Raw genomic sequence first — 21,860 nt, 5'->3', positions numbered from 1 at the left:
CCCGCAGAGGCTCTATTCGATGAAGGTGCTCGGCGCGATGTATTCGCAGCGCACGAGCGCCAATACGTTCGTGACGAATGCAATCGAACGTTTGAGTACAAACGATCTTTTGGATGTGTGGGGAAAACGCAGTGAGGGCGTTGGGTCAGCCAGCGGCGGGAGCTTCGTCCGCAACAGGTGCGGCGTCTGCTTCGGGAGCAGCGGGAGCCGGTTCAGCAGCAGCGGGAGCTGCGGGAGCTGCGGGAGCTGGCGCTTGGCCTGGCGTATTCAGGAGTTGCGTCCGCCACGATATGAGCGTTTGGGCGCGCCTGCCCGCGGTCGAGTCGGACAAACCAGTCGCCTTGACGATCTTTTGCGTGATGGCGTCCTGTGCGGGCGGTTTGGAGGACAAGAGCTGTGGCGCAATCGCGCCGATGATTTCGCTTTCCTGAATGGCGGTGCGAAAACGCTCCCACTCCTCGGTCCCGTTCGGCGTGAGGGCATGCAGCGCTTTGCCCAATTCGGTCGCGCTGAAGCCGCCGCCTTCGTCCTCGTTGACGAACCCGAGAACGCGGGCCGTGTGGAGACCGTAGAGTACGTGGCGAGGGTTGATCCCAGTTCGTTCGGAGACTTCCGCTTTCGTTCTCAGGCCATCGACGACTGCGTCGACGATGCGACGAACGTTTTCGAGGCTGTCTGCTTGCGGAATATCCTTGCTTTCGAGGCGTCGGCGAGCTGTCGGCATGTTGGAGGCCGCAGTTTACATGCAGAAGGCCGTTCGTCCTCCCAAAAATTTGGCCCAAGGCCGAAAGTTCGTTAGGCGGCCCCCCATTCGGTCGATCTTCGGCCTCGAAACCCCAGGTTACGTCGCGGAACCTCGCTCAGTTCTCACCAGGCGACGCGGTCGCGGCCCGGTACGCCGCCATCGCCTTGTGCCAGTCGATGAGCGCGTCCACGTACCGAATGCTCGCGTCGAGCGCCGCTTGCTCGCGCAAATTCACGAGCAGCACGTTGCCCTCGCCAAGATCGAGTCGCTTGGCTTCCTGCATCGCGAGCGACTGCGCCATGTCGACCTCCGCGCGCGTCGTTCGCACTCGCTCACTCGCTGCCACGAGCGCCGATACGGCATTGCGTACGTCCGCAACGACCCGATCGCGCATCAGCTTCGCTTGCGCATCGATCCGCCCAACCTGCGCTGATGCCGCTCGCGCTCGACCCGTCGCAGTGCGGTTCAGAATCGGGATGTCGATCATCACGCCTGCTTCCACCACGGGTTTGTCCAGTTTTGGATCACCCGGCCCCAAGTCCTTGGCGCCCATGATCACCACGTCGATCGCCGGACGCTGCTGGTTCGTTGCGAATCGTTCCTCCACTTCGGCTTGCTGCCTCTGCAATTCGAGGCGCGCGAGATCCGGTCGTCGCTCGATCGCCAACCGTTCGGCTTCTGCAAGCCGCGCAGGATCGAAAGCCGCGGGCTCCGGTATCTGCGTTGGGACCTGCGATGCTCGCGGAAGCACGACCGCGCCGCTCTCGGTGCGCAAGTACATCGACAGCTCGATCGCAGCTTGCTCGAGCGCGCGCTCTGCCGAGATGACCGACGCCGTGCGCTGCAAGATGGAGCGTTGATTGTCCTGACGCTCCATGTCTGCCAAGTCCCCTGTTTCGACGCGTTTTGCAAGCCCTGCGTTACGCGTGCGCGCAAGCTCGAGCCATGCTCGCGCAAGCGCCACTTTGCGGCCCGCACCAACCCAGTCCCAGTAACGAAACGACGCAAGCCGCACGGCGTCCAGTCGCTGCTGATCGACACCTCGCGCTGCAACGTCCACGCCGATCTCGCTGCGTTGAATGCTCGCTCGTCGCCGGTCGATCGGACCGTCGCGCAAGAGGTTGATGCGCGCGCCTGCACGCACTTCGCCGTACCGATTCGTCGCGAGCTTGCCGTCGTACACGGCAAACTCGCCGAGCCCCAGGCGGTACCCCGCAAACACGCTCGAGCCCCAGAACGGAAGCGGTTGCTCGACCACCGTGTCGAAACGCCCCGATGGATACCCACCGATGGGCGTTGCTACGCCCGTCGAGCGCCATGACGGATCGAATCCGCCCGCCGCCGCAAGTCGCTCGCCTTCTGCCGCGATGCGATCCTGCTCGGCCGCCAAGATCGATGGAAACCGCTGTTCGACCGAACGGACCACATCGCTCAGCGCGAGCACGTCCGATGATGCACCGCTCGCCGCCGTGTCGGCACGAGGCGTCTCGTCCGAAGCGCGCGCCGTTTCTCCCAGCGCAGACGAGCTTGCTACGAGTGCCAGGACAAACCAAACGAGCGGCGCTTTTCCAAACGATGCGAGGCGTAGCGATGCAAGCAAATGTCGGTGACTCACTTGGTTTGTCCTTTCTCCGCCGCCTTGCCATCGCCCTCGCTCGTCGACGCCGCGGCCGGCCAGGACGGCGGGAAGCCGTTGAATTGCCGCCACAATTCGTAACCGAGCGAAACGCGATCGAGCAGAATCCACCCGTTGGCTCGAGTGCCCTGACGCAAGTATTGTTTTGAGGGCCAATCATCGGGACCGCTCGGTACGACGAGAACACGAAACCTTCCGTGGCCATCGTCGGTTGCATCGACGAACGCCACGGTGCCGCCGTACGTGCCCACCGCGACCGAGGGCCAACCCGAGAACTGAATCGCCGGCCAGCCTTCGAATTGCAGACGAACGTTTCGCCCCGGAGCGACGAGGTTCACGTCGTTGCCATCGACCCACAGCTCGACCGCTGCTTCGTCGGTGTCCGGCACGATGGACAAGAGCACTTCGCCCGTCTTCACGATTTCGCCGCCCTGCTTTGCGACGACACGCAGCACGGTGCCGCTTCGTGGCGCTTTGACGGCTTGCGTGAGTTGCCGCGCGAGCCGCACTTCCATACGCGCAAGCTCCGCTTCCGCCGATGCGATTTCCGCTTGTGCACTTGCACGCGAGGCCGACGCATCGTTGATCGAAGCGCTCGCGTCGTTGCGCACCTTCGTCACATCCGCTTCGAGCGCGCTTTCTTCCGATCGAGCCGCCGAAAGCGCCGCGTTTGCCCGTTCGACATCGGTGCTCGCCTTGGCAGCTCCGAGCTCCGCGAGCTCCACCGTACGCTTTGACGTCAAACCATCATTGAAGAGCGTTCGTTGGCGCTCCAAGTTTTGCTCGGCCGTCGTGTTCGCTGCCTTCGCGGCAATCACGGCTTGCTCCGCGGCTCGGATGCGATCCTTCGCCATGCGCACACGCGACGTCGCCGCTCGCAACGCGCTGTCTCGAGACGATTCGAGCGACGTGATGCGATCGCCCACCGATGACGAACGCTTACGCGCAGCCTCGATGCGCGCGAGCAAGGCGTCCTTTTCTCGTTCGAGTCGCGACACCAGATCGGCATCGTTGTCCGCGATGTCGACCAGCGACGCCCCCTCGCTCACGCGATCACCTTCCCGCACGTGCCAGCGAATGACGCGTCCATCGACCGGCGCTTCCACCGTCTGCTGTCGTTCGAGCGGAGCGAAAGCGATCACGCGGCCGTGTGCCGGCGAATTCTGTTGCCAAGGCACGACGACGAGCGCGATGGCGACGAGCGCGAAGAGCGCGCTGAAGAGCCGTGCAATCGTGCGTGTGATTCGCGGCGAACGCACGAGACGCATGACGTCGGCGTCACCTTCCAGATCCATGATGGGGCGCAAAGCTGTCGACATGTCGTTCCTCGTTTTGCTCATGCAGCCAGATCGGCCGCGCGTAGGGGTCGAAGTTTGCCCTGGTCGATCACATGAATTTCATCGCAGTGCCTGAGCACTTCGCGGTCGTGCGTCGTGACGATCAGCGTCCATGGCGCACTCGGTTCGAAGAGCGCGCCGCACACCGCTTTGCGAGTCGCTGGGTCGAAGTCCGTGAGCGCCGCTTCGAGCACGATGAGGCGCGGCTTATTTGCAATGGCCCGAGCCACGCATAGCCTCAGCGCTTGGCCCTGTGACAGCGTTTGACCGCCGGTCGACAGAAACTCGTCGAGACCGCCTTCGAGCATCGTGATCTCGTCGTAGAGGCCGACGGCCATCAATGCTGTGCGTACCTCGCTCGTGTGCACATCGACGCGTCCCAGGCGAACGTTGTCGGCCACCGTGCCCTCGAATATCTCGACGCCACGAATCAACGCCGTTTGCTCGCGCAACGAGGCCATGTCGATGTCGCGCATGTCGACGCCGTCGACGTCGATCCGCCCATGCGTTGGTGCCCGCAGGCCATACAAGAGATCCACGAGCGTGCTCTTGCCCGAACCGCTCGGACCGACGATGCCGACACGCGCACCGGGGTCCACCGTGAGTTGAATCCCTTCGAGGATCGGTTGCCCTTTCGGATGCGAGAATGCGACGTCCACGAACCGAACGTGAGTTCCCTTCGTTTTGCGACGAAGCGGCGCTCCACCTGGCGGTTCCAGCGGCAAATCGACGAGGAGTCCGAGTTTGTCCACGCCAGCCAAGAGGTCGTAAAAGCTCTCGAGATGTTTACCGAGCTTCGTAATGCCTGCGACGACCGTGGTTACGATCAGCTCTGCGGCGACGAGTTGTCCCAGCGTGAGTTTGCCCGCGATGACGAGCCATCCACCGACGCCGAGCAGCGCGGTGCCTGCAAGCGCTTGAACGGCGAGCGAGCCCAAAATCTGACGAAAGAGAACCTTCCAATGTTTCCTGCGGGCCGTGAGCCATTCCCGCAGCAAGTCATCCGCTCGCGCACGGGCAAACGCTCCTCCACCACTCGAACGAAACGTCACCGCATGGCCCGCCATCTGCTCGAGCCACGAAGCGACGGAATATTTCATTTTCGATTCCTTCAAACTCGTATCGACCGCACCTCGACCCAAACCAAACAGGACAAACCCGACCGACAGGATGAGCGCGATGTCGAACACGGCCAGAATCGGGTGATACACGGCCAATACGAACAAGCCGACGGCCGTCTGCAAAACGATCGACACGCCATCCACGAGGAGCGTTGCGGCGCCTTTTTGCACCGTGAGCGTATCGAAAAAGCGATTGACGAGCTGGGGGCCGTGTGCGCGAAGCGAATCCATTCGCACACGCGGAAGGCGATAAGCCAGATCCACGACCACGCGCGTGAAAATCCGTTGCTGTATTCGTTCGACGACCCACGCCCACAACGCGCGCAGAACAGCCGCAAAAGCAAGCCCGACGAGCACCAGCAGCGTGACGATCACGAGCGGCTGCAATAAACCTCCGAATGCCACCGTATTGACGAGCGCTTGCACGCCAATGGGCGCTGCAAGCGAAGCGATGCCCACGCCGATTGCATAAACACACGCAACACCAATATCGTCCCTTTCGAGACGTAGCAGTGCAATGAGGCGGGCAAACGGGGTCACTCCTCGTTTCGTGCGCGCCAACGTGGCAAGCGGCTCACTCGGGTCCGCAATGGCCCAGAGCACGAGTTCTGCCGGGTTTGCTGCTCCAATATGACGAGCAAGCGTTGCCGCGTTCGTCCATTCGGGCTTTCGTGTGCCGCTCAGGTCGAGGATACGGGCGCCACCCCGCCTATACCCGACGAGCGCGACCGGCTTTGCCGCATCCCCCGCTCCGAGCGTCAATGCCGGCACGAGAGCGCGCGCCCGTGCCACGACTTCGTCGCTCGAACGACGAACCATGCGCACGGTCAAACCGAGCGCAGCGCCCGCATGCGTCAATTCGTCGAAGCAGGCATCCGGGCCCACGAATGCGGCGTCCTGGCGTGCCTGGTCGAGCGCTCGGCGTGCGGATGCACGATCCACGTCGACGCCGGCATTCTCCGCGAGAAATTGGAGTGCTGACAGCAGGGATTCCGTGTGGTCGATGGGGCCCGGCAGCGGGGATTCGGAAGCGGACGAACCGTCGCTCAGCGCATCCACATGAAAAGGCGGAGGATCTTCAGGAGTGGTCACGGTTGCGGGACGCCAGGCACCTGCCGTGCCAACCGACTTCTCGCTGTATTTGGAGACATCGAGATGACTGCACGTGTGACGAGCGGTCCCAGATGCGACTTTTTGTCGCATTCGGAGCGAGACGGCTCCCGATCGGCGCTTGACAACCGAATGCGCGCCTTTGATGCTGCTCCAATGCAGACCTTATTGCGCCGCGCTCCGCTTGATACGACCGTTTACGAAGATCCGGGAATGAGCAATCGCACGGGCCCACCACTGACTCGAGGCAGCCTGTTCACCTTGCTCGGAACCGTGGCTGGTGAAGCGTTGCCGCCGGAAGCGCATGCAGCCATCCGTCGCCTCGAAGCCGAAAGCTGGTATCACGGCCAGGTTCTCGAAACGCTTCTCAACATCCTCGAAGACCACGATCCCGAATTGCCCGAATTCGTAGGACGCAACATTTATTTTATGTTTCGCAACCCGCTTCAACAGGTGGGCATCCATAGTGCCGCCGGGCTCCTCGAATCATTGCCACGAACGTGGACATTTGCGACACGCGGTGATTGTGGAGAATGGCGTTCGCGAATGGTTGCAGAGAGGCATTGGATTGTCGAAGCAGAACAGCCCTATAATTGCATATTCGAAGCAGGCGCGGTTCGGGGCTTCATCGAGGCATTCGATGGTCACGACGTGAAAATCGAACATACGACATGCCTGCGCAAGGGCCATCCATTCTGCACCTACGTTGTCAGGTGGGAGGAATAGGCGACTTGCCATTACACATCATGAGCGACGATAATCAAGCAGAATGGCGCACCCTTCCATTGGCGATGCGGCTATCGGACGAGGAGCTCGATCTCGTTCGATGGATTGGAGCGCGAATGAGCCGGCTCACGCTTGGGCGCTTCGAAGAACTGCCCTACATGGAGCGAAGTGACGAGCTGGGCATCGTCGCCAATATGGTGGCGCGTGTTGCGCGCGAGTTGCGCCAGGCCAAACAGCGCGATCAGGCGCAGAAGCGTGAGCTCGAAACCCAAAAGCAGGAGCTCGAAGTCCAAAAGCGCGAGCTGGAATCACGCGTGACCGAGCTCGAAGTATCCCGAGCGGAAGCGGCGCGCCTTCTCGCGACGGTGCGAGAATTGACGGCACCCGTTTTGGCCGTGCACAAGGGCGTGATTCTCGTCCCCATTGCGGGCGCCCTCGATCCGGAGCTTTTGGCGCAGGCCGAGGAACGCGTGCTTTCCAGCGTGGGTGCAGCGAACGCGCGTGCAGTGATCCTCGATATCACGGGTGCCAAAGCGATTGAGGTCACGGTTGCCGAAGGGCTCGTGCGTATCGCTCGTGCCGTTTCACTCCTCGGGGCACGTGTCGTGCTTTGCGGAGTTTCGCCCGCGGCTGCGTGAACGGCCGTCGAACAAGGGCTGGACTTTGCACCGGCACTCGTACGAAGTGACTTGTCGAGTGCCATTCAAGCGGCAATTGCCGACGAATACGCGGTTCGTCCGAAAACCACGCGAAAGCCAAAGAATTAGATCATTCCTGATCACCGTCGGTACTTTCACCGACCCATCTTTGAATCGTGCGACGGCTGATTCCAAGCGCCGCGGCAGCACGTACTTTGTTTCCACCGAATCGTTCGAGCACATGCTCGACATACGCTCGCTCGACGTCTTCGAGCGTCATCATTCGTTCGGCAGCTCCTGCAAAAATATCGGGAGCTTTCGGCTTTTGTACCGCTGCCGGCAAATCGTCGGGACTTATCCATTCACCATTCGCGAGCGCCACCGCGCGTTCGATCGCATTTTCCAATTCACGCACGTTTCCTGGCCAGTGGTGCGCCATGAGCATGCGCGCGGCTGCGCCGGAAAACCCTTGAATGCGCAATCCCGCGCGTTCTGCGGCCTTCCTCAAGAAGTGCTCGGCCAAAGGCATGATGTCCTCCGGACGATCCCTCAATGGCGGAATCGCAATTTCGATGACCGCCAGCCGATAAAACAAATCTTCCCGAAATCGCCCTTCGGCCACGGCTTGGCGCAAATCGTGATGCGTGGCTGCTACGACCCGCACGTCAATCGGTGCCGTACGCGTCGCTCCGAGCGGCCTTACTTGCCGTTCTTCCAACACGCGAAGAATTTTGGCTTGTAGCACGAGCGGCAGATCACCGATTTCATCCAAAAAGAGCGTTCCGCCATGAGCTTCGGCGAAGAGGCCCTTTTTGTCTTGGCGAGCATCGGTGAATGCGCCCTTCGTGTATCCGAAAAGCTCGCTCTCGAGCAGTTGTTCGGGAATCGCGGCCGAATTGACCGCGACAAACGGTTTGTCTTTCCGTTTGCTCGCGTCGTGAAGCGCACGGGCAACGCGCTCTTTGCCACTGCCGCTCGGCCCGGTGACGAGCACGGTGGCGGGCGAATCTGCCACGCGTCGCACGAGGCTCATGATGTCCCCGAGCGCGCGGCTTTTGCCGATGATCCCGCGTACGGCCGTTTCCGTCGCGAGCGCTCCGCGAAGCGCTTCGACCTCGCCGCGAAGCATTCGCGCTTCGATGGCCCGGTCGAGCGCGACGCCGAGCACGGCGGGTTCGACGGGTTTGGTCAGAAAGTCGTACGCTCCCTGTTTTACAGCACGTACGGCAATCTCGATGCTTCCAAACGCCGTGATGGCCAGGATGACGATGCGCGGATCGGTTTTTCTCGTCCACTCGATGAGGTCGATTCCGCTGCCGTCGGGCAAACGCACGTCGGTGAGGAGCAGGTCGACGTCGCCCGCTTCGATGCGACGTTTGCCCTCGGCAATGGTCGTGGCGCGCGTCGTGCGCAAGTTGCGCTTGCTCGCAATGCCGACGAACAGTTGTGCCAGCGGTTCGTCGTCTTCCACGACGAGCAGGTCCATCGGTGCTGCGCTGAGCGATGACATGCGGGTTCCTCGAACACGTGGTTACATCGGGACAAACGGATCGGCACGTCGTGCCTTCAACCTTGCGTCGCCCGAGGCGCCTGTCAATTCTTCCTCAATGTCGGAATCTCGTCTGCTTCCTACTGAGCCACTGGAGTTCATCCAGCGGTGCGTTCGCGCCGGAAACATTTTCTGGACGCACCACGTGAACATGCGCTTTGGTGTGCGCCGGGTGACGCGCGAGATGATTCACGCATCCGCCGATTCATACGAAATCATAGAAGCGTACCCGGACGACAAGTACCTGCCGAGTTATCTTGTGCGGGGTGAACATCCAGAGGGCACGTTCCACGTTTTATTTGCGGTGGATGTCGGCGGCGACAACGTGCGAGTCGTCACGGCGTATTTGCCGGACACATCGAAATGGGATGCTGGATTCAGGCGACGGAGGCAACGCACATGATCTGCTCTACTTGTGGCGGTGATTTGGAAGAACGTGTCACTGATCTCCCCTTCAAGCTGGACGATCGGACCATCGTGATCGTGAAGAACGTTCCAGTATTGCAGTGCCCGATGTGCAACGCTTATCTGCTTCCTGATGCCGTGATGGCTGTGGTGGAGAGGTTGCTCGATTCGGCCAATCGCGATGTCGAGCTCGCCGTCATGCGCTACGCAGCATGAACCTCGCCCGCAAACGTCTCACGCGCAAGCTGCTCGCCATCTTCACGGCTCCCGTCGCCGTGGGCTTTCTCGTCGCTGGATTCGTTTCGATCCGTACGACTCGCGATGCGCTGCTCGACGCAAGTGAACGCGCGCTCGTCGACAACATCGCCACGCTTCGCAACGCGGCGCTTCCGTTCGTGAACAAAGCCGACCTCCAAGGACTCGTCGAACGCGTCGCTGCCGAAGAAACCGTGCAAGGCGTCGCCCTTTACGACGAGCATGGTGAGCTGCTCGCGTGTTCGTCCGAGCTTGCGACAAACCTTTCGAGCGTGAACGATGCTGCGAAAAATGCCCGGAAAAGCGGCACATCGGTCGAAGCCGTCGTGCACGTTGCGGGTCGAGACGTTCTCTTGCACGCGGAGCCTTTTCAAACGACTGCAGGCATCAGCGTCGTTGCCATGACCCACGAGCTTGCACCTGCGCTACGTATGGCCAACGTCGCGATGGTTCGTCTCGCCCTCACGGGCGGCACGGTCGCGGTCGTCGTGTCGATCATTGCGTTCTGGATTTCGCGTGTCCTCGGGCGCGACTGGGGCAACCTCGTGCACGCAGCAGATCGCGTTGCAGCAGGTGACCTCGACGTGCGCGTGGAGGCATCTCATCGTCTCGAGATCGATCGCGTCGCACGCGCTTTCAACGACATGACCCGTGCTCTCTCCGAAGCACGAGAGGCATTGCTCGTGGCCGAGGCCGAGCGGCTCGAGCTCGATGCCCGCATTCGACATGCGCAAGCGCTTGCCGTCGTCGGCCAAGTGGCCGGATCGTTTGCGCACGAAATAGGCTCGCCCCTCAACACCATCCTCGGGTGGTCTCGTCTGAGCGCGTCCGACGAGAGTTTGTCCGAACCGATTCGTTTGCAGTTCGAAACGATCGCATCGCAGTGCGAGCGCATCACGCGCATCGTGCAGCGTATGCTCTCGGTTGCGCGTCCACCGGCCGATCAGCGCGCCTCCGTCAACCTCGCCGACGTCGTGCGTGAAGTGACGGCGTTTCTCGCGCCAGACCTTCGCATTCGTCGGATCGACCTGCGCGTGCTCGTGGCTGCGAGTCTGCCGCCCATCGTCGGTGTTCGCGATCACTTTCTGCAGGTGGTGATGAACTTGTGCGTCAACGCCATTCAGGCTCAACCCGGCGGCGGCGTTTTGCGTATCACGCTTGCGCTCGAAGAAGCCGAATCGAAGGCGGATTCGCGCATCTGTCTCGAGGTCGCCGACGCTGGCCCCGGCGTTCCCGACGAGGATCGTGGCCGCATTTTCGAACTGTTTTTCTCGACGAAGGCCAAGGCGGGCGGTACGGGACTGGGTTTGCCCATCGTCTCCGACATCGTTCGCGATCTCGGAGGGAGCATCGAAGTAGCCACGGCTCCCGAAGGAGGAGCGCTTTTTCGCGTACGCTTGCCCATCATCGAAGCGGAGTGAGCTCTTCCCAACGAGCGCTCGACGCGTCAAGATGCACAGCTCCCCATGGATTCCGATCGCAAACGCGAGATCGACGCCGACGTTCGTAGACGCTTGGAGAGCGGCGACATCGAAGGCGCTACGTCCGTTGCTTTGCGTGCGTACGGCCCGGAAATATTCGAGTTCGTCGCGGCACTTCATCGAAACGACGCGGACGCATCCGAAGTGTTCTCGCTCTTCGCCGAGAAGTTTTGGCGCAACTTGAAATCGTTTCGTTGGGACGCATCGCTGCGCACGTGGTCGTACGCGGTCGCGCGCAGCGTGTCGCTCGATTACCGTCGCGCGGAGAAGCGTCGCGCAGCGCGGATCGTGCCGCTTCCCGACGCATCGATGTTGTCTGCGATCGAAGCGGAAGTTCGCACGGCGACGCAGTCGTTCCTTCGCACCGAGCGTCGGGATCGTTTTGCGGAGCTTCGAGCGCAGTTGCCTCCGGACGAACAAGAACTGCTCATGTTGCGCGTCGATCGCCAGCTCGCTTGGGATGAATTGGCGGTCGTTTTGCACGGCGACGGAAGCCCGCCGCTCGAGGGCGAGGCGAAAAAACGCGTAGCCGCGCGACTTCGCAAACGGTTTCAGCACGTCAAAGAGAAGCTTTACGAGATGGGGCGACGCGAGGGGCTCGTGGGGCGGGACGACGACTGAATTCCGCTACCGCTTGGGGCAATCGCCTGCTATTGAGCCGCGCGCCCATGAGCCGAATCTACCGAACGCTTCCTCCTACAGGCACGTCCCTTGGCATTGCATTCTCCGGGGGACTCGATACGCGAACTGCCGTTGCGTGGCTTTCTCGAAAGGGCCTGCGCGTCTTTTGTTACACCGCCGACTTGGGTCAGCCGGATGAAAAGACGCCCGAAGACATTCCGCCGGTGGCGCTCACGCATGGGGCCGAAAAAGCGCGTCTCATCGATTGCCGCGAAGCGCTCGTACGCGAAGGTTTTCTCGCATTGCAATGCGGAGCATTTCACCTGTCCACCGCCGGGAGAAAATACTTCAATACGACGCCTCTCGGAAGGGCCGTCACGACGACGGCGATTGTCCGAGCGATGCGAGAAGACGGCGTGCACGTCTTTGGTGATGGCAGCACGCACAAGGGAAACGACATTCAGCGGTTTTACCGTTACGGCATTCTCGTCAATCCGGATTTGCGCATCTACAAGCCGTGGCTCGACGATGCATTCGTCACCGCATTCGGTGGGCGCACGGAAATGGCCGAATACTTGAAGTCGATCGAATTGCCGTACCACATGGGCACGGAAAAGGCGTACAGCACGGATGCGAATGCGCTCGGCGCGACGCACGAGGCAAAGGACCTCGAATACCTCGACAAGAACATGACGATTGTCAACCCGATCATGGGGGTTGCATTTTGGCGGTCGGATGTGCCGATTGCCGAGGAAGAGGTGACGGTCGAATTCGAGGCTGGGATGCCGGTGGCGCTCAATGGGCAGCGTTATTCGTCGCGTTACGAGCTTCTTGCGGCGGCCAATGAAATGGGCGGTCGACATGGTCTCGGGATGAGCGACCAAATTGAAAACCGGGTGATTGGCGCCAAGAGCCGGGGGATTTACGAAGCACCTGGCATGGCGCTATTGCACATTGCGTACGAACGGCTTTTGTCGTCGACGCACAACGAGGACACGACGGACTTGTATGTGACGCTGGGCCGGCGGCTCGGGCGGCTTTTGTACGAGGGCAAGTGGTACGATCCGGAGGCGATGATGCTGAAGGAATCGCTATCGCGGTGGATTGCGGCGCCGCTCGGTGGCACGGTGCGTCTTGCGCTTCGGCGAGGTGACGATTACACGATTTTGGAAACGCGCGCGGAGAAGAGCACGTACGCGCCGGAAAAGCTTTCGATGGAGAAGACCGACGCGATGTTTTCGCCGGAGGATCGCATCGGGGCGCTCGAAATGCTGAACCTTCCGATTTTGGACAATCGCGGGCTCCTCTTGCATTACGCGCAGCAAATGGGCCGGCTTGCGTCAGGTGCAGACACGTCGCTCGGGAATTTGCTCGGGGAAGGGGAGAAGTAGGCGGCCTAGCGCAGCCCGTTGAATTATCGTCGCGAGCGCCCGAAAGCTAGGGCGACTGAGCGAGGAATACTTCAGTATTTCGAGCGATGTCGACCGACGATTTCGGGTGCGAGCAGATAAGGCACCTGTCACCTCTCACCAACAACTGCGCATCGAAGGAAAGGTCACACTTCCGCAGCGATCAGGCGCGCGACGCGGCGAAGCCAAGGCGTGGGCAGCGGCCGAAAATGCGAAAGGGCACGTGTGCGCATGTGGATGCGGCGGCACGATACGCGTGAATCCAGAGTGGTTCCAGACCGGTGTGCCGCGGTATCTGCATAGGCATCATTCTCGTGCCCAGTAGAGCTCGAGCGTACTCGTGAATGTGCTCGACAAACCACCCAAATCCATGCAGGCTCGGGCCAAGGCGCAATTGCACGAAGGCGTCAACGCGCCGACGCGGCAAGAGTCGAACAAGGCCATTGACGCATTTCAATCGACCTACGGAGACAAATATCCCAAGGTCACGAAATGCCTCGTCGACAGCCGCAACGAATTGCTGGCCTTTTTCGATTTCCCTCCAGCTCAATGGAAACACTTACGCACGACGAATCCCACCGAATCGACATTTGCCACCGTCCACTTGCGCACACGCGTAACCAAAGGGCCAGGGTCACGCTCCGCAGGGCTCGCGATTGTCTAGAAGCTGCTACTCACCGCGCAAATGACCTGGCGCAAACTCAACAGCCCCGAGCTACTGGCGCTCATCCGAGCCGGCGTACGCTTCGCCGACGGTGTACGCGTCGAGCCAACCGCGGCCCCCGCAAACACCAAACCCATGCTCACGCAAGTACGAAACAAGAAAAGGAACGACTACGCCGATAAGGCCGCCGGTTGATCAGCAACCGATCCACAACTTTTGGGGATATCTCGCTTTCCGGCTTAACGGGAAATGACCGCTTGTCGTCCCTTCCGTCAACCTCGGTCGACTGGTCGGCGACGGTCAGATCTCCTATTGGCGGACAGGCTCGAAACGCACGGGCAGACGGTTGAGCCCACGGAGGAGGAAGCTGTCGATCCGAGCATGCTCCCCATTCGGCTCCATCTTCTTGGTCCGTTCCAAAAGCACCTCAGCCGCGATCTTCGCCTCGAGACGCGCGAGTGGCGCACCCAGGCAGAGATGGATCCCAGCACCAAAGGCCAAGTGATCGGTAGGGTTGCGATCGATGTTAAACTCATCGGGTTCGGGAAAGCGCCGTGGATCCCGATTGGCCGCGCCGAGGAGCACCATCACTGGCACCCCCGCTCGGAGTTTCTTCCCGTGTAGTTCGACTTCGCTGGTGGTTGCGCGGAACAGCGCCTGTACAGGCGAATCAAAACGCAAAACCTCCTCTACGGCCCCGGGGATGAGCGAAGGTGTCGTCCTCAGCGCACGCCAAAGCTCGGGGCGAGCAAAAAACGTCAGAGCTGCATTGGCGATCAGATTTGTTGTGGTCTCGTTGCCGGCAATGAGCAGCAACACGCAGAGCATGATGATTTCCTCCGTCTTGAGGTAATCCCCTTCCTCATTGTTGCGGATCAGGAGCGAGATGAGGTCCTCCCCAAGACCCGGACCACGGCGGCGCTCCTCTAGAACCGTAGAGAAGTACATGAACATCTCCACGGAGCTTTGCGTCATTTTCTCGATGTCAATGACAGCGCCAGAGAGGACACCAACGACGTTGTCGCTCCAGCGCTTGAAGTCGGCTCGCCGGTCAGCCGGGATCCCAAGCATCTCCGCGATCACTGTCACGGGAAGAGGGACCGCGAAATGCTCGATCAAATCAGCCTTCCCCTCCTCATTGGCACGGATGAGATCGTCCACCAGCTCCTCGCAGATCTGCCGAATGCGAGGAGCAAGCAACATCATCGCTTTGGGCGTGAAGGGCTTGTTGACCATGCGCCTCAGGCGCGTATGGTCTGGGGGATCCGAAGAGATGAGCGTGCGCATCGAGGAAAGCGCGTCGTAGCCGAGCGCGCCGATGCCGCTCGGGTTTCTCGCGCGCATGAACTCACGCAGCTTTCCAGGTGCTCCAGAGCCCATGATGATCCCCATCCCTGCATGGGAAGAAAACACCATCGGATTTTTCAAGACGGCGTGGACATCGTCGTAATGGCTCACGACGTAAAAGTCGAGATCCTCCACGTAGTGCACTGGGTCCTCCTCTCGGAGCCAGGTGTAGTAGGGATACGGATCCGGTAACATCTCTGAGGAAAATGGATTACGGGCCTTCATGGCACCTCCTCTGGCGGAGGCTACTACTTACTGAAAACTAAGTAAATAGCGCATCGACAATTCGTGAAAATCATCGACAAATCAGGCATGTTCTTCGTCACGCACGGAAGGGGATGTAACGCGAGAAGGGCCTCCGCGAACAGGGGGGCGCAACAAAAGGGGCAGCAGCGCGAGGAGTTCTTGCTTTCGACGAGAGCGCCAATCGCTGGCGTGCGTCGCCTCGCTCCACAGGATGCCCAGAATAGGAACCGCTATCGTGGGATAGATGATCGCGCCGACCAGGTGGAGGAGCAGAAAATCTGCATCAAAATCCCCTCGAATCTCCCCGCTGGCTTGGGCTGCCCGAATCTCTTCGATCAGTTTTTGCTTGATTGGAAGGAGGAGCTCTTTACTCTTCGTCCGAAGCCGTGCTCCCCCTTCTATGAGTTCACGGTGAAGAACCGCAATCTCCTGCGAGTCCGTGGCAAGGATCTCCAACATCCCGGAAAGCACAAGTTCGAGCCTATCGGAAATGGTTCTCGTTTGTGAGACGAGAACATTACCCAGGCTTGCGACACGCAAGAGCGCCAGCTCAAGGACGGTCTGGTAGAGTGTCTCCTTGTCCTGAAAGTGGTGACAAAGGAGGGGAACCGAGATACCAGAGGCTTTGGCGACCTCCTTCACTCTCACCCCATCGAACCCTTTTCTAGCGAAAAGGACCAAGGCGACCTTTAGTATTCGTTGCTGGGTACCCTTGGCGTCTCGGCGTCTCTTCCCCCGCTCACTTTGCGCCGAGGAAGAGGGGGGTGCAGAGACGGAGGGGCGGGGGGGGATTCGGGGATGATGGCTCATTGGTTCTTGTGAGTCTTAGCTCGTTGCCAAGATCTCTCCTAGGTGGCTGGTGTTTTTTCGGCTCGACCACCACTGGTAGCGCATGTTGACGCTGCGTGAGCACTGCAGATAGCGTGTTCACGGAGAAAAACACCAGCACGATTTGCAATCACGCGTTCGGCGTTCGGCTCTCAGCGCGCGTGATGGCGTGCGCGTAAGATGCCATTGGTGAATTGTTTGCCGGTGCAATGCGAGTCCAGGTGACGTCGGATTACCTTCCCACCCACCCAAACGTGCAGATCGAAGGAACGCTCCACCAAAGCCTTGACACCCGCACGATCACGGGGGTAAACGCGCTTCATGCGTCATATTTCCCTGATCGCCCTTTATGTGGGCTTGACGAATCTCCTCGGAAAACGAGCCGCGGCGCTCGGGAAGTTTCCTTCCGGCACCGCCACCATCCCCACCCTGACTGCGCGACGCGACGCCATGTCGAAGCTGCCCGCAGTCTCCGCGGGCCGAGCTTTGGCTGACGAGCTCAGCACGGCAGACGACAAACACGACGCTCTCGGCTACGCCATTTGGCATTTTACCGAGGCTTATTTGCAGCATCCAACCACGCCGGCCAATATCGTCGCAGCGGCCAAAAAAGTGCGCGCGGCATTCGTCCCAACCCTGGAGGATCTTGGCGCGAGTTATGCCGCAGAAGCAAAAGCCGCGATCGACAAAGCCACGGCGCTCGCGGAGCTCGCGACCGAGCTCGCGCTGTTTCCGGTCGTCGGTGGTCAAACGCTTCATCAATGGGCCGAAGATTTCGTCGCCTCGGGTTCGAAAATCGACGAACTTCTCGCCGCACGTGCCGATATGGAGCAAAAAAATCGCAAAGCCGCGGCAACCTTGCGCGTGGAAGTCATCGGAATCCTCAATCGGCTCCGGAAAAACCTGGCGCTGGAAATGAAAGACGATCCCGCATTGCCGCGAGACCTCGAAGGACAAGTTTTCGGCTATTTGGACCTGCTCGAAAAGACCTGCGCCGACGCTCGGGCCAAGGGGGCCGAGGTCGAGCAAATTCCACCGCCTCCCGAGACATCGAGCGGCACAAACCCCTGAAATACAAAGAGATTCGGTCGCTCGGTTGGGGGTCGACGACCCGCGCCGAGCGCCATGGATACCGTCGTGCGGAGGTATCGGGGGCGCCATCGGGGGCTCCCGATACGCTCCGTGCAGGTAGGCACAGGCACAGCCGAGCATGTCGGAAACGCTCGGTGCAGGTAGGCGCCGGTACAACCGAGCGTGTCGGATGCGCTCGGATCGGGGTCGAAAGGTAAGGAAGACCTAGTCGCACTAGGTCGGATGAGGGTTGGGGTGGGTGGGTCGAGCGAGTCGAAAACGGTCGACGCGTGGCGTTTCGGGGGGGGCGAGCACATCGGAGAAGGCAGCGCGCGGCGCTTGGAGCTTGGAGCGGGCGTATCGAAGGCGGTCAAGTGATATCACGCGCGCACGTGTCGAGCGTGCACGACGATGCACCACGGCAAACGTTCGGCAAGACTGCACGTTTGCCAAGCTGCCAGGTTTTTCAGTTGTGACCGTTTGCCCTCCGTGTTAGGGCCGATCGTGGTGCGTTCGTTTGTCCGTGCGCGTGCGGCTTTGTCGCCTTTTGCAGCGATTTTTGCGTTGCTTGCGCTCGCGTGCGTTGCACGTGCCGACGAACCAGCGCCGTCCACGTCTGCCGCTTCGAACGGCGAGACCGACGATGCACGCTTCGGTAGGCTGAAAGCGGAAGGGGACCGAGCACTTGCCGAAAAACGCCTGATGGACGCGATCAAGGCGTACAAGGCTGCACGGGAGATTCGCGAAGATCCACTGATTGCGGGGCGGATGGGTCTTGCGATCTCCTACTTCGATGATCCGCGCGCGTTCGAAGCTGCGGCAATGATGCTTTACCATGCGGTACGGGACGCTGCTGGTGTGTCCACGCAAGAAAAGGATGCTTTTTTCGCAGCATACAAACGAATGCGAAAGCTCGTGTGCAAATTGGCAATTTCCACGAATGATGCAAATGCGCGCATTGATTTAGGGGAGGGATTCAAGCCGCGTTACTCCGATTTCTTTACATTCGTCAAGAGAGGCAAGGGCGAAGCAATTGCAAAGCTCGATGGTCGTGAAGACATTCGTAAAACGTGGGATTGCACGGGTGATCAAGACATTGAAATAAAATTTGAGTTTCCGCCCGCTGAAACTGCCCCTGCAAAAACGATTACTGTAGTCGAAAAGGGGAAAGAAGCGGTCAAGATTGTCCACGTACCCATTTCGGTAGAGAATCCCATTACAACGTCGAGTAAAAATCGTCTTAGCATATTGTTTGGTCCGAACGTCGTATTTGGCGTTGCTCCATCGCCTGCATACGGACTCTCGATTTCGGGTGCATACAAATTAGGAAATTGGTCGGCGATGCTTGGCGCTCGTGGCGCTTATGCATTTGGACCGATTGAAGGAAACACGATTGACGCGTTTAGCTTTACCGGTATGGTTGGACCGTGTTACCGCGAGCGTTGGTTTAGCGTGTACGTATTTGGAAGCATGAATATCGTCAAATGGATACCAACTACGCCAATTCCGGTTGATTTCAATATCCCATTGCGAGTAATGCCTGGAATCGGAATCGGTGCGCGTGGCACGTATTCGCTTTCAAATAAAATCGGACTGTATGGGGGCGGTGACGTCACTATACTTCCAAGCGATGTCGAGCTTGAATTAACCAGTCAAGATGGTCTTGCACAGGTTTGGAATGGCGCTCAGTTTTTGCTTTCAGTCTCGTTAGGGCTGGAATTGGGTCGCTAGCATGCGCATGGTGGAAAGGATGCCGTCGGCAATGAAAGATCGCAGCTACCTAATCGCAATGACTTTTTTCACGACGGTGGTTATTTGCTGTTCCGGGGTCGTGAATAGCGGTTGTGGGCTTGACTTTGGTCCGACAATTGGGTATTGCGGAACGGACGCCGATCCTGAGCATTATCCGTCCTGTTATCCGGACGCGGGTAGCAACATCGCCCCACAATCGCTAAAGTGTGAGGACCGTGGCGGTGAATGTGTCGAAATTGGCACGGGGGACTTTGATAGGTTTCCCATTTTGCTATGGATTGGCGACAGCGATTTGGATGTACCCAAATGCCCTGAACGTGCAGGCGCGGAGGATATTCTTAGATACGGGGATCTCGTCGTCGACGTACAATGTGACGAATGCAAATGCAGTGAACCTACGTGCGTTCTTCCGCACGCAATAGGCGTCGATCCACTGATCGGGTGTGGGACTGGTGTTACGGACAATTATGCCGCGCCAAACGAATGGAATGGGTCGTGTTATTCTTCGGCGATCCTGCCCGCGGGCAGCTTCGCTTCGTTTGCATTACCATCTGCGACGGTGACAGGTTGCACGCCGTCAAGTAGTCCACCCATTAAAGCGCCAGGCGTAATGGCTCCGCGGTCAGATTTCATTTTTGGCGGCGTAGGTTGGACGAAATTTGCAAAAGCATGCTCCGGGGATGCATACGGCGAATGTAGCGATTCCGGAAAAACCTGCACTCCGAATGCATTACCGCCCCCTCCGGAGTTTCGATATTGTGTCAAATACCAATCAACGAACGTGGACGAGACGAAATTGCCGCAATGCCCCGCAGCGTTTCCTGAGCAGCACATTTTCTACACCGGAATGGATGGAAAGCGAGAATGCTCCGAATGTAAATGCGGGGAACCCGTGGGAAGCCAGTGCATAGCTACGTTTTCAGCATTTCAAGATCCGGGTTGTGCCGACATGCCATTGCCATTTTTCAAGGATTACGCGGGAGCAGTCTGCACACCAGCAATGCCATGGTCGTTGGGTGCCATTTCGGCAAAAATGGCGGTAAACGAACCGGGCAAGTGCGATCCGATAGGCGGCGAACCCGCTGGCGAAATCAAACCAGTCGATCCGCGCGTCTATTGTTGCAAGCCACCACCAGATCCTCCCGACGCATCGACTGACGGACCTACGAGCATGTAACGTCGATGCGCGCACGTACGCCCCGACAGGCGTGCCGACCGGCAACACCGCGAACGCGGTCCGTTCTGCGGCATTTCGTCGGCTATCGTGGATTGGAATCTACTTCGCTGAACCTGTCGGCCGCGGCTCATCAGGGATTACTGGCGAGCCGGGCCAGGTGATGCCGACCTTTTTTAGCATGTCCTGGGCGGCAAGTAGACGCTCTGGGTCGGGCGGCGTGGGCAATAGCGTCGCGAGTTCGTCGGGCAAAAGCTCGGTGGGGCCTTTCAGCGCGCGATCGGTCACCGCATCGATGAGCGCGTGGATCGGTGCAGCCGTCGTGCGGGCGAGCTCAATAGCGAGCGCTGCGGTGTCTCGATCACCCAGCAGCGGGAGCCGCCCCTTTCCCGTTTCGTCGACCGTACCCCACGGGACAATTCGGTCGAGCGCGCCCCACGCGACGAGCCGACGTGCACCCGGTAAGGTTGGATCGTCGAAGAGCGTGCCCGCGGTGCGATCGCCGTGGAGCCAGAAACCAACGCTCGCGAGTTTCTCGCCATGGGCTCCGACTTCGAGCAGGCCAGCGGCCATTTCGAGGGCAGGCAAGAGTTCGTCGGGCAGGCCCGGCAACGCCGCGCCGAGCTGCTCGATGGGTGCGGCGCCGCGCTTGTAAGCGAGGCCGACGACGCCCGCCTCGGTCCAGGCGACGACGTCATAGTTTCCGCAGCCGTCGCCATTGAAGAAGGCGCCGCGCTGAAGGTCACCCGTCCATTTCGGCACGGCGCAGGCCGGGAGATTATGGCGTGCGAGCGGGTCGAGCGGCGCGAGGATGGTTTCTACATAGGCGCGCAGGGCCGCGCGGACGATCACCTCGCGGCTGAACTGGACGGGTCCGAAAGATTCGATCAAGTGTTCGAAGTGCTTTGGGCACACATGGGGATGCAGCGTGAACGGATTGAGACGTGGCTGCGGAGTCGCAGGGGGGAGCTCGGGCGAGCCGGGCCAGGTGATGCCTACGATCTGGAGGCTACGCTGCGCGCCAAGCAGTTGCTCCGGGCCGAGCCCGGGGTGAAGAAGCGTCTCGAGCTCGGCGGGCGTGAATTCCGTGAGACCTTTCAACCTTCGATCGACCACGGCATCCATGATCTCGTGAGCGGGGGCATCTTCCGGGCGAACGTGGTTGACCACGACTTTTCCTGGGCGTGGATGACTCTCACAAGACCGCTGCAGCAGCCGCCCCTTGTGGAGCAAACCCCACGCAGCCAGCCAGGGAGATCCGCTGTTCCATGGCTCCCCGAAGAACGTCTCTCCCAACCGTTCCCCGTAGAGCCAGAAGCCGCTCCCCACCATCCGCTCCCCATGGTCGCATCCCACGTCGAGCGTGCTGGTGGCAAGCACGAGCGCGGGCTCCAACTCCTCCGGAAGGCCCGGCAGCGCCCAGCGCACGTCGTCCGGGCCGCCCGTCACCGCGTCGGGCGCGAGGGTGCCGTGCTGGATCGGACCCGAACCGTCGGACGCAAGACCCACGATGCCTGCCTCGGTCCACGCCACGACCATGTTGTACGAATCTCGAATGTGGGACAACGCGCCCCGCTCGACGCCGCCCCTCCACGCCACCCAGTTGTAGGCTGGGGACTCAAATCGTGCGATCCCATGAAGGCAGGTTTCGACGTAGGCGCGCAGCGCGGCCCGCACGATGGCGTCGCGGTCAAAGACCAAGCGTCCGAAGTCAGGGGTCGTCCGTTCGATCACCTGCCTCGCCT

20 protein-coding genes are annotated in these 21,860 nt (G+C 60.2%); 12 read left to right on the top strand and 8 right to left on the bottom strand.

The window, feature by feature from the left end:
- Window positions 1-145: 145 nt before the first annotated feature.
- The 4 genes from IPM54_11425 to IPM54_11410 form a co-directional block, all read right to left on the bottom strand.
- Complete coding sequence (locus tag IPM54_11425; protein ID MBK9260433.1) at window positions 146-724, bottom strand: hypothetical protein; 579 nt, start codon at window positions 722-724, stop codon at window positions 146-148.
- A gap of 136 nt (window positions 725-860) precedes the next feature.
- Window positions 861-2,360, bottom strand: coding sequence for a TolC family protein (locus tag IPM54_11420; GenBank protein MBK9260432.1), 1,500 nt, complete (start codon window positions 2,358-2,360; stop codon window positions 861-863).
- On the bottom strand, window positions 2,357-3,700 hold the full coding sequence (locus IPM54_11415; protein MBK9260431.1) for an HlyD family efflux transporter periplasmic adaptor subunit: 1,344 nt from the start codon (window positions 3,698-3,700) through the stop codon (window positions 2,357-2,359). The genes IPM54_11420 and IPM54_11415 overlap by 4 nt, the downstream gene beginning before the upstream one ends.
- A gap of 17 nt (window positions 3,701-3,717) precedes the next feature.
- On the bottom strand, window positions 3,718-5,379 hold the full coding sequence (locus IPM54_11410; GenBank protein MBK9260430.1) for an ABC transporter ATP-binding protein: 1,662 nt from the start codon (window positions 5,377-5,379) through the stop codon (window positions 3,718-3,720).
- A 726-nt stretch (window positions 5,380-6,105) separates the two neighbouring features.
- Here IPM54_11410 and IPM54_11405 point away from each other — a divergent pair.
- Together IPM54_11405 and IPM54_11400 are read left to right on the top strand one after the other, a co-directional pair.
- A complete protein-coding gene (locus tag IPM54_11405) occupies window positions 6,106-6,675 on the top strand; it encodes a hypothetical protein (protein ID MBK9260429.1) in 570 nt (189 codons plus the stop codon).
- 20 nt (window positions 6,676-6,695) lie between these two features.
- On the top strand, window positions 6,696-7,313 hold the full coding sequence (locus IPM54_11400) for an STAS domain-containing protein (protein ID MBK9260428.1): 618 nt from the start codon (window positions 6,696-6,698) through the stop codon (window positions 7,311-7,313).
- A 130-nt stretch (window positions 7,314-7,443) separates the two neighbouring features.
- On the opposite strand, the gene IPM54_11395 is transcribed toward IPM54_11400, so the two are convergent.
- Window positions 7,444-8,799, bottom strand: coding sequence for a sigma-54-dependent Fis family transcriptional regulator (locus IPM54_11395; protein MBK9260427.1), 1,356 nt, complete (start codon window positions 8,797-8,799; stop codon window positions 7,444-7,446).
- Between the two features lie 121 nt (window positions 8,800-8,920).
- Here IPM54_11395 and IPM54_11390 point away from each other — a divergent pair, with 121 nt between their 5' ends.
- The 7 genes from IPM54_11390 (at window position 8,921) to IPM54_11360 (ending at window position 13,892) form a co-directional block, all read left to right on the top strand.
- Window positions 8,921-9,265, top strand: a complete 345-nt coding sequence (locus IPM54_11390) for a DUF4258 domain-containing protein (protein ID MBK9260426.1) — start codon at window positions 8,921-8,923, stop codon at window positions 9,263-9,265.
- Window positions 9,262-9,483, top strand: a complete 222-nt coding sequence (locus IPM54_11385; protein MBK9260425.1) for a type II toxin-antitoxin system MqsA family antitoxin — start codon at window positions 9,262-9,264, stop codon at window positions 9,481-9,483. Before IPM54_11390 ends, IPM54_11385 begins: the two co-directional genes overlap by 4 nt.
- On the top strand, window positions 9,480-10,943 hold the full coding sequence (locus tag IPM54_11380; protein ID MBK9260424.1) for a HAMP domain-containing protein: 1,464 nt from the start codon (window positions 9,480-9,482) through the stop codon (window positions 10,941-10,943). Before IPM54_11385 ends, IPM54_11380 begins: the two co-directional genes overlap by 4 nt.
- A 45-nt stretch (window positions 10,944-10,988) precedes the next feature.
- A complete protein-coding gene (locus IPM54_11375; GenBank protein MBK9260423.1) occupies window positions 10,989-11,624 on the top strand; it encodes a sigma-70 family RNA polymerase sigma factor in 636 nt (211 codons plus the stop codon).
- Window positions 11,625-11,671: 47 nt separating this feature from the next.
- Window positions 11,672-13,015 (top strand): argininosuccinate synthase, encoded by a 1,344-nt coding sequence (gene argG / locus IPM54_11370; protein ID MBK9260422.1) that lies wholly within the window; start codon window positions 11,672-11,674, stop codon window positions 13,013-13,015.
- Window positions 13,016-13,373: 358 nt separating this feature from the next.
- Window positions 13,374-13,697 (top strand): transposase, encoded by a 324-nt coding sequence (locus IPM54_11365; GenBank protein MBK9260421.1) that lies wholly within the window; start codon window positions 13,374-13,376, stop codon window positions 13,695-13,697.
- Between the two features lie 21 nt (window positions 13,698-13,718).
- Window positions 13,719-13,892 (top strand): hypothetical protein, encoded by a 174-nt coding sequence (locus IPM54_11360; GenBank protein MBK9260420.1) that lies wholly within the window; start codon window positions 13,719-13,721, stop codon window positions 13,890-13,892.
- Window positions 13,893-14,006: 114 nt separating this feature from the next.
- On the opposite strand, the gene IPM54_11355 is transcribed toward IPM54_11360, so the two are convergent.
- Together IPM54_11355 and IPM54_11350 are read right to left on the bottom strand one after the other, a co-directional pair.
- Window positions 14,007-15,269 (bottom strand): cytochrome P450, encoded by a 1,263-nt coding sequence (locus IPM54_11355; GenBank protein ID MBK9260419.1) that lies wholly within the window; start codon window positions 15,267-15,269, stop codon window positions 14,007-14,009.
- Between the two features lie 81 nt (window positions 15,270-15,350).
- Window positions 15,351-15,971, bottom strand: a complete 621-nt coding sequence (locus tag IPM54_11350; protein ID MBK9260418.1) for a TetR/AcrR family transcriptional regulator — start codon at window positions 15,969-15,971, stop codon at window positions 15,351-15,353.
- Window positions 15,972-16,439: 468 nt separating this feature from the next.
- On the opposite strand from IPM54_11350, the gene IPM54_11345 reads away from it, so the two are divergent.
- The 3 genes from IPM54_11345 to IPM54_11335 all read left to right on the top strand — a co-directional run bounded on the left by IPM54_11345 (window position 16,440) and on the right by IPM54_11335 (window position 20,118).
- Window positions 16,440-17,189: a hypothetical protein gene (locus IPM54_11345; GenBank protein MBK9260417.1), complete on the top strand. Its 750-nt coding sequence runs from the start codon at window positions 16,440-16,442 to the stop codon at window positions 17,187-17,189.
- A gap of 504 nt (window positions 17,190-17,693) precedes the next feature.
- Entirely contained in the window at window positions 17,694-18,920 is a 1,227-nt protein-coding gene (locus IPM54_11340) for a hypothetical protein (protein ID MBK9260416.1), read from the top strand.
- An 802-nt stretch (window positions 18,921-19,722) separates the two neighbouring features.
- Window positions 19,723-20,118: a hypothetical protein gene (locus IPM54_11335; GenBank protein MBK9260415.1), complete on the top strand. Its 396-nt coding sequence runs from the start codon at window positions 19,723-19,725 to the stop codon at window positions 20,116-20,118.
- Window positions 20,119-20,217: 99 nt separating this feature from the next.
- Here the strand turns inward: IPM54_11335 and IPM54_11330 are convergent, their stop codons facing one another.
- Complete coding sequence (locus tag IPM54_11330; protein MBK9260414.1) at window positions 20,218-21,849, bottom strand: hypothetical protein; 1,632 nt, start codon at window positions 21,847-21,849, stop codon at window positions 20,218-20,220.
- Window positions 21,850-21,860 lie beyond the last annotated feature (11 nt).

It is taken from the genome of Polyangiaceae bacterium (assembly GCA_016715885.1).
In the GTDB taxonomy this organism is placed as follows: domain Bacteria; phylum Myxococcota_A; class Polyangia; order Polyangiales; family Polyangiaceae; genus Polyangium.
This window is presented reverse-complemented; position numbering and strand designations above follow the sequence as displayed.

Bases quoted from the DNA above. Each gene is read 5' to 3' on its own strand.
- IPM54_11425 (MBK9260433.1), bottom strand. From the start codon at position 724: ATGCCGACAGCTCGCCGACGCCTCGAAAGCAAGGATATTCCGCAAGCA.
- IPM54_11415 (MBK9260431.1), bottom strand. From the start codon at position 3,700: ATGTCGACAGCTTTGCGCCCCATCATGGATCTGGAAGGTGACGCCGAC.
- IPM54_11405 (MBK9260429.1), top strand. From the start codon at position 6,106: ATGCAGACCTTATTGCGCCGCGCTCCGCTTGATACGACCGTTTACGAA.
- IPM54_11400 (MBK9260428.1), top strand. From the start codon at position 6,696: ATGAGCGACGATAATCAAGCAGAATGGCGCACCCTTCCATTGGCGATG.
- IPM54_11395 (MBK9260427.1), bottom strand. From the start codon at position 8,799: ATGGACCTGCTCGTCGTGGAAGACGACGAACCGCTGGCACAACTGTTC.
- IPM54_11390 (MBK9260426.1), top strand. From the start codon at position 8,921: ATGTCGGAATCTCGTCTGCTTCCTACTGAGCCACTGGAGTTCATCCAG.
- IPM54_11385 (MBK9260425.1), top strand. From the start codon at position 9,262: ATGATCTGCTCTACTTGTGGCGGTGATTTGGAAGAACGTGTCACTGAT.
- IPM54_11380 (MBK9260424.1), top strand. From the start codon at position 9,480: ATGAACCTCGCCCGCAAACGTCTCACGCGCAAGCTGCTCGCCATCTTC.
- IPM54_11375 (MBK9260423.1), top strand. From the start codon at position 10,989: ATGGATTCCGATCGCAAACGCGAGATCGACGCCGACGTTCGTAGACGC.
- argG (MBK9260422.1), top strand. From the start codon at position 11,672: ATGAGCCGAATCTACCGAACGCTTCCTCCTACAGGCACGTCCCTTGGC.
- IPM54_11360 (MBK9260420.1), top strand. From the start codon at position 13,719: ATGACCTGGCGCAAACTCAACAGCCCCGAGCTACTGGCGCTCATCCGA.
- IPM54_11355 (MBK9260419.1), bottom strand. From the start codon at position 15,269: ATGAAGGCCCGTAATCCATTTTCCTCAGAGATGTTACCGGATCCGTAT.
- IPM54_11345 (MBK9260417.1), top strand. From the start codon at position 16,440: ATGCGTCATATTTCCCTGATCGCCCTTTATGTGGGCTTGACGAATCTC.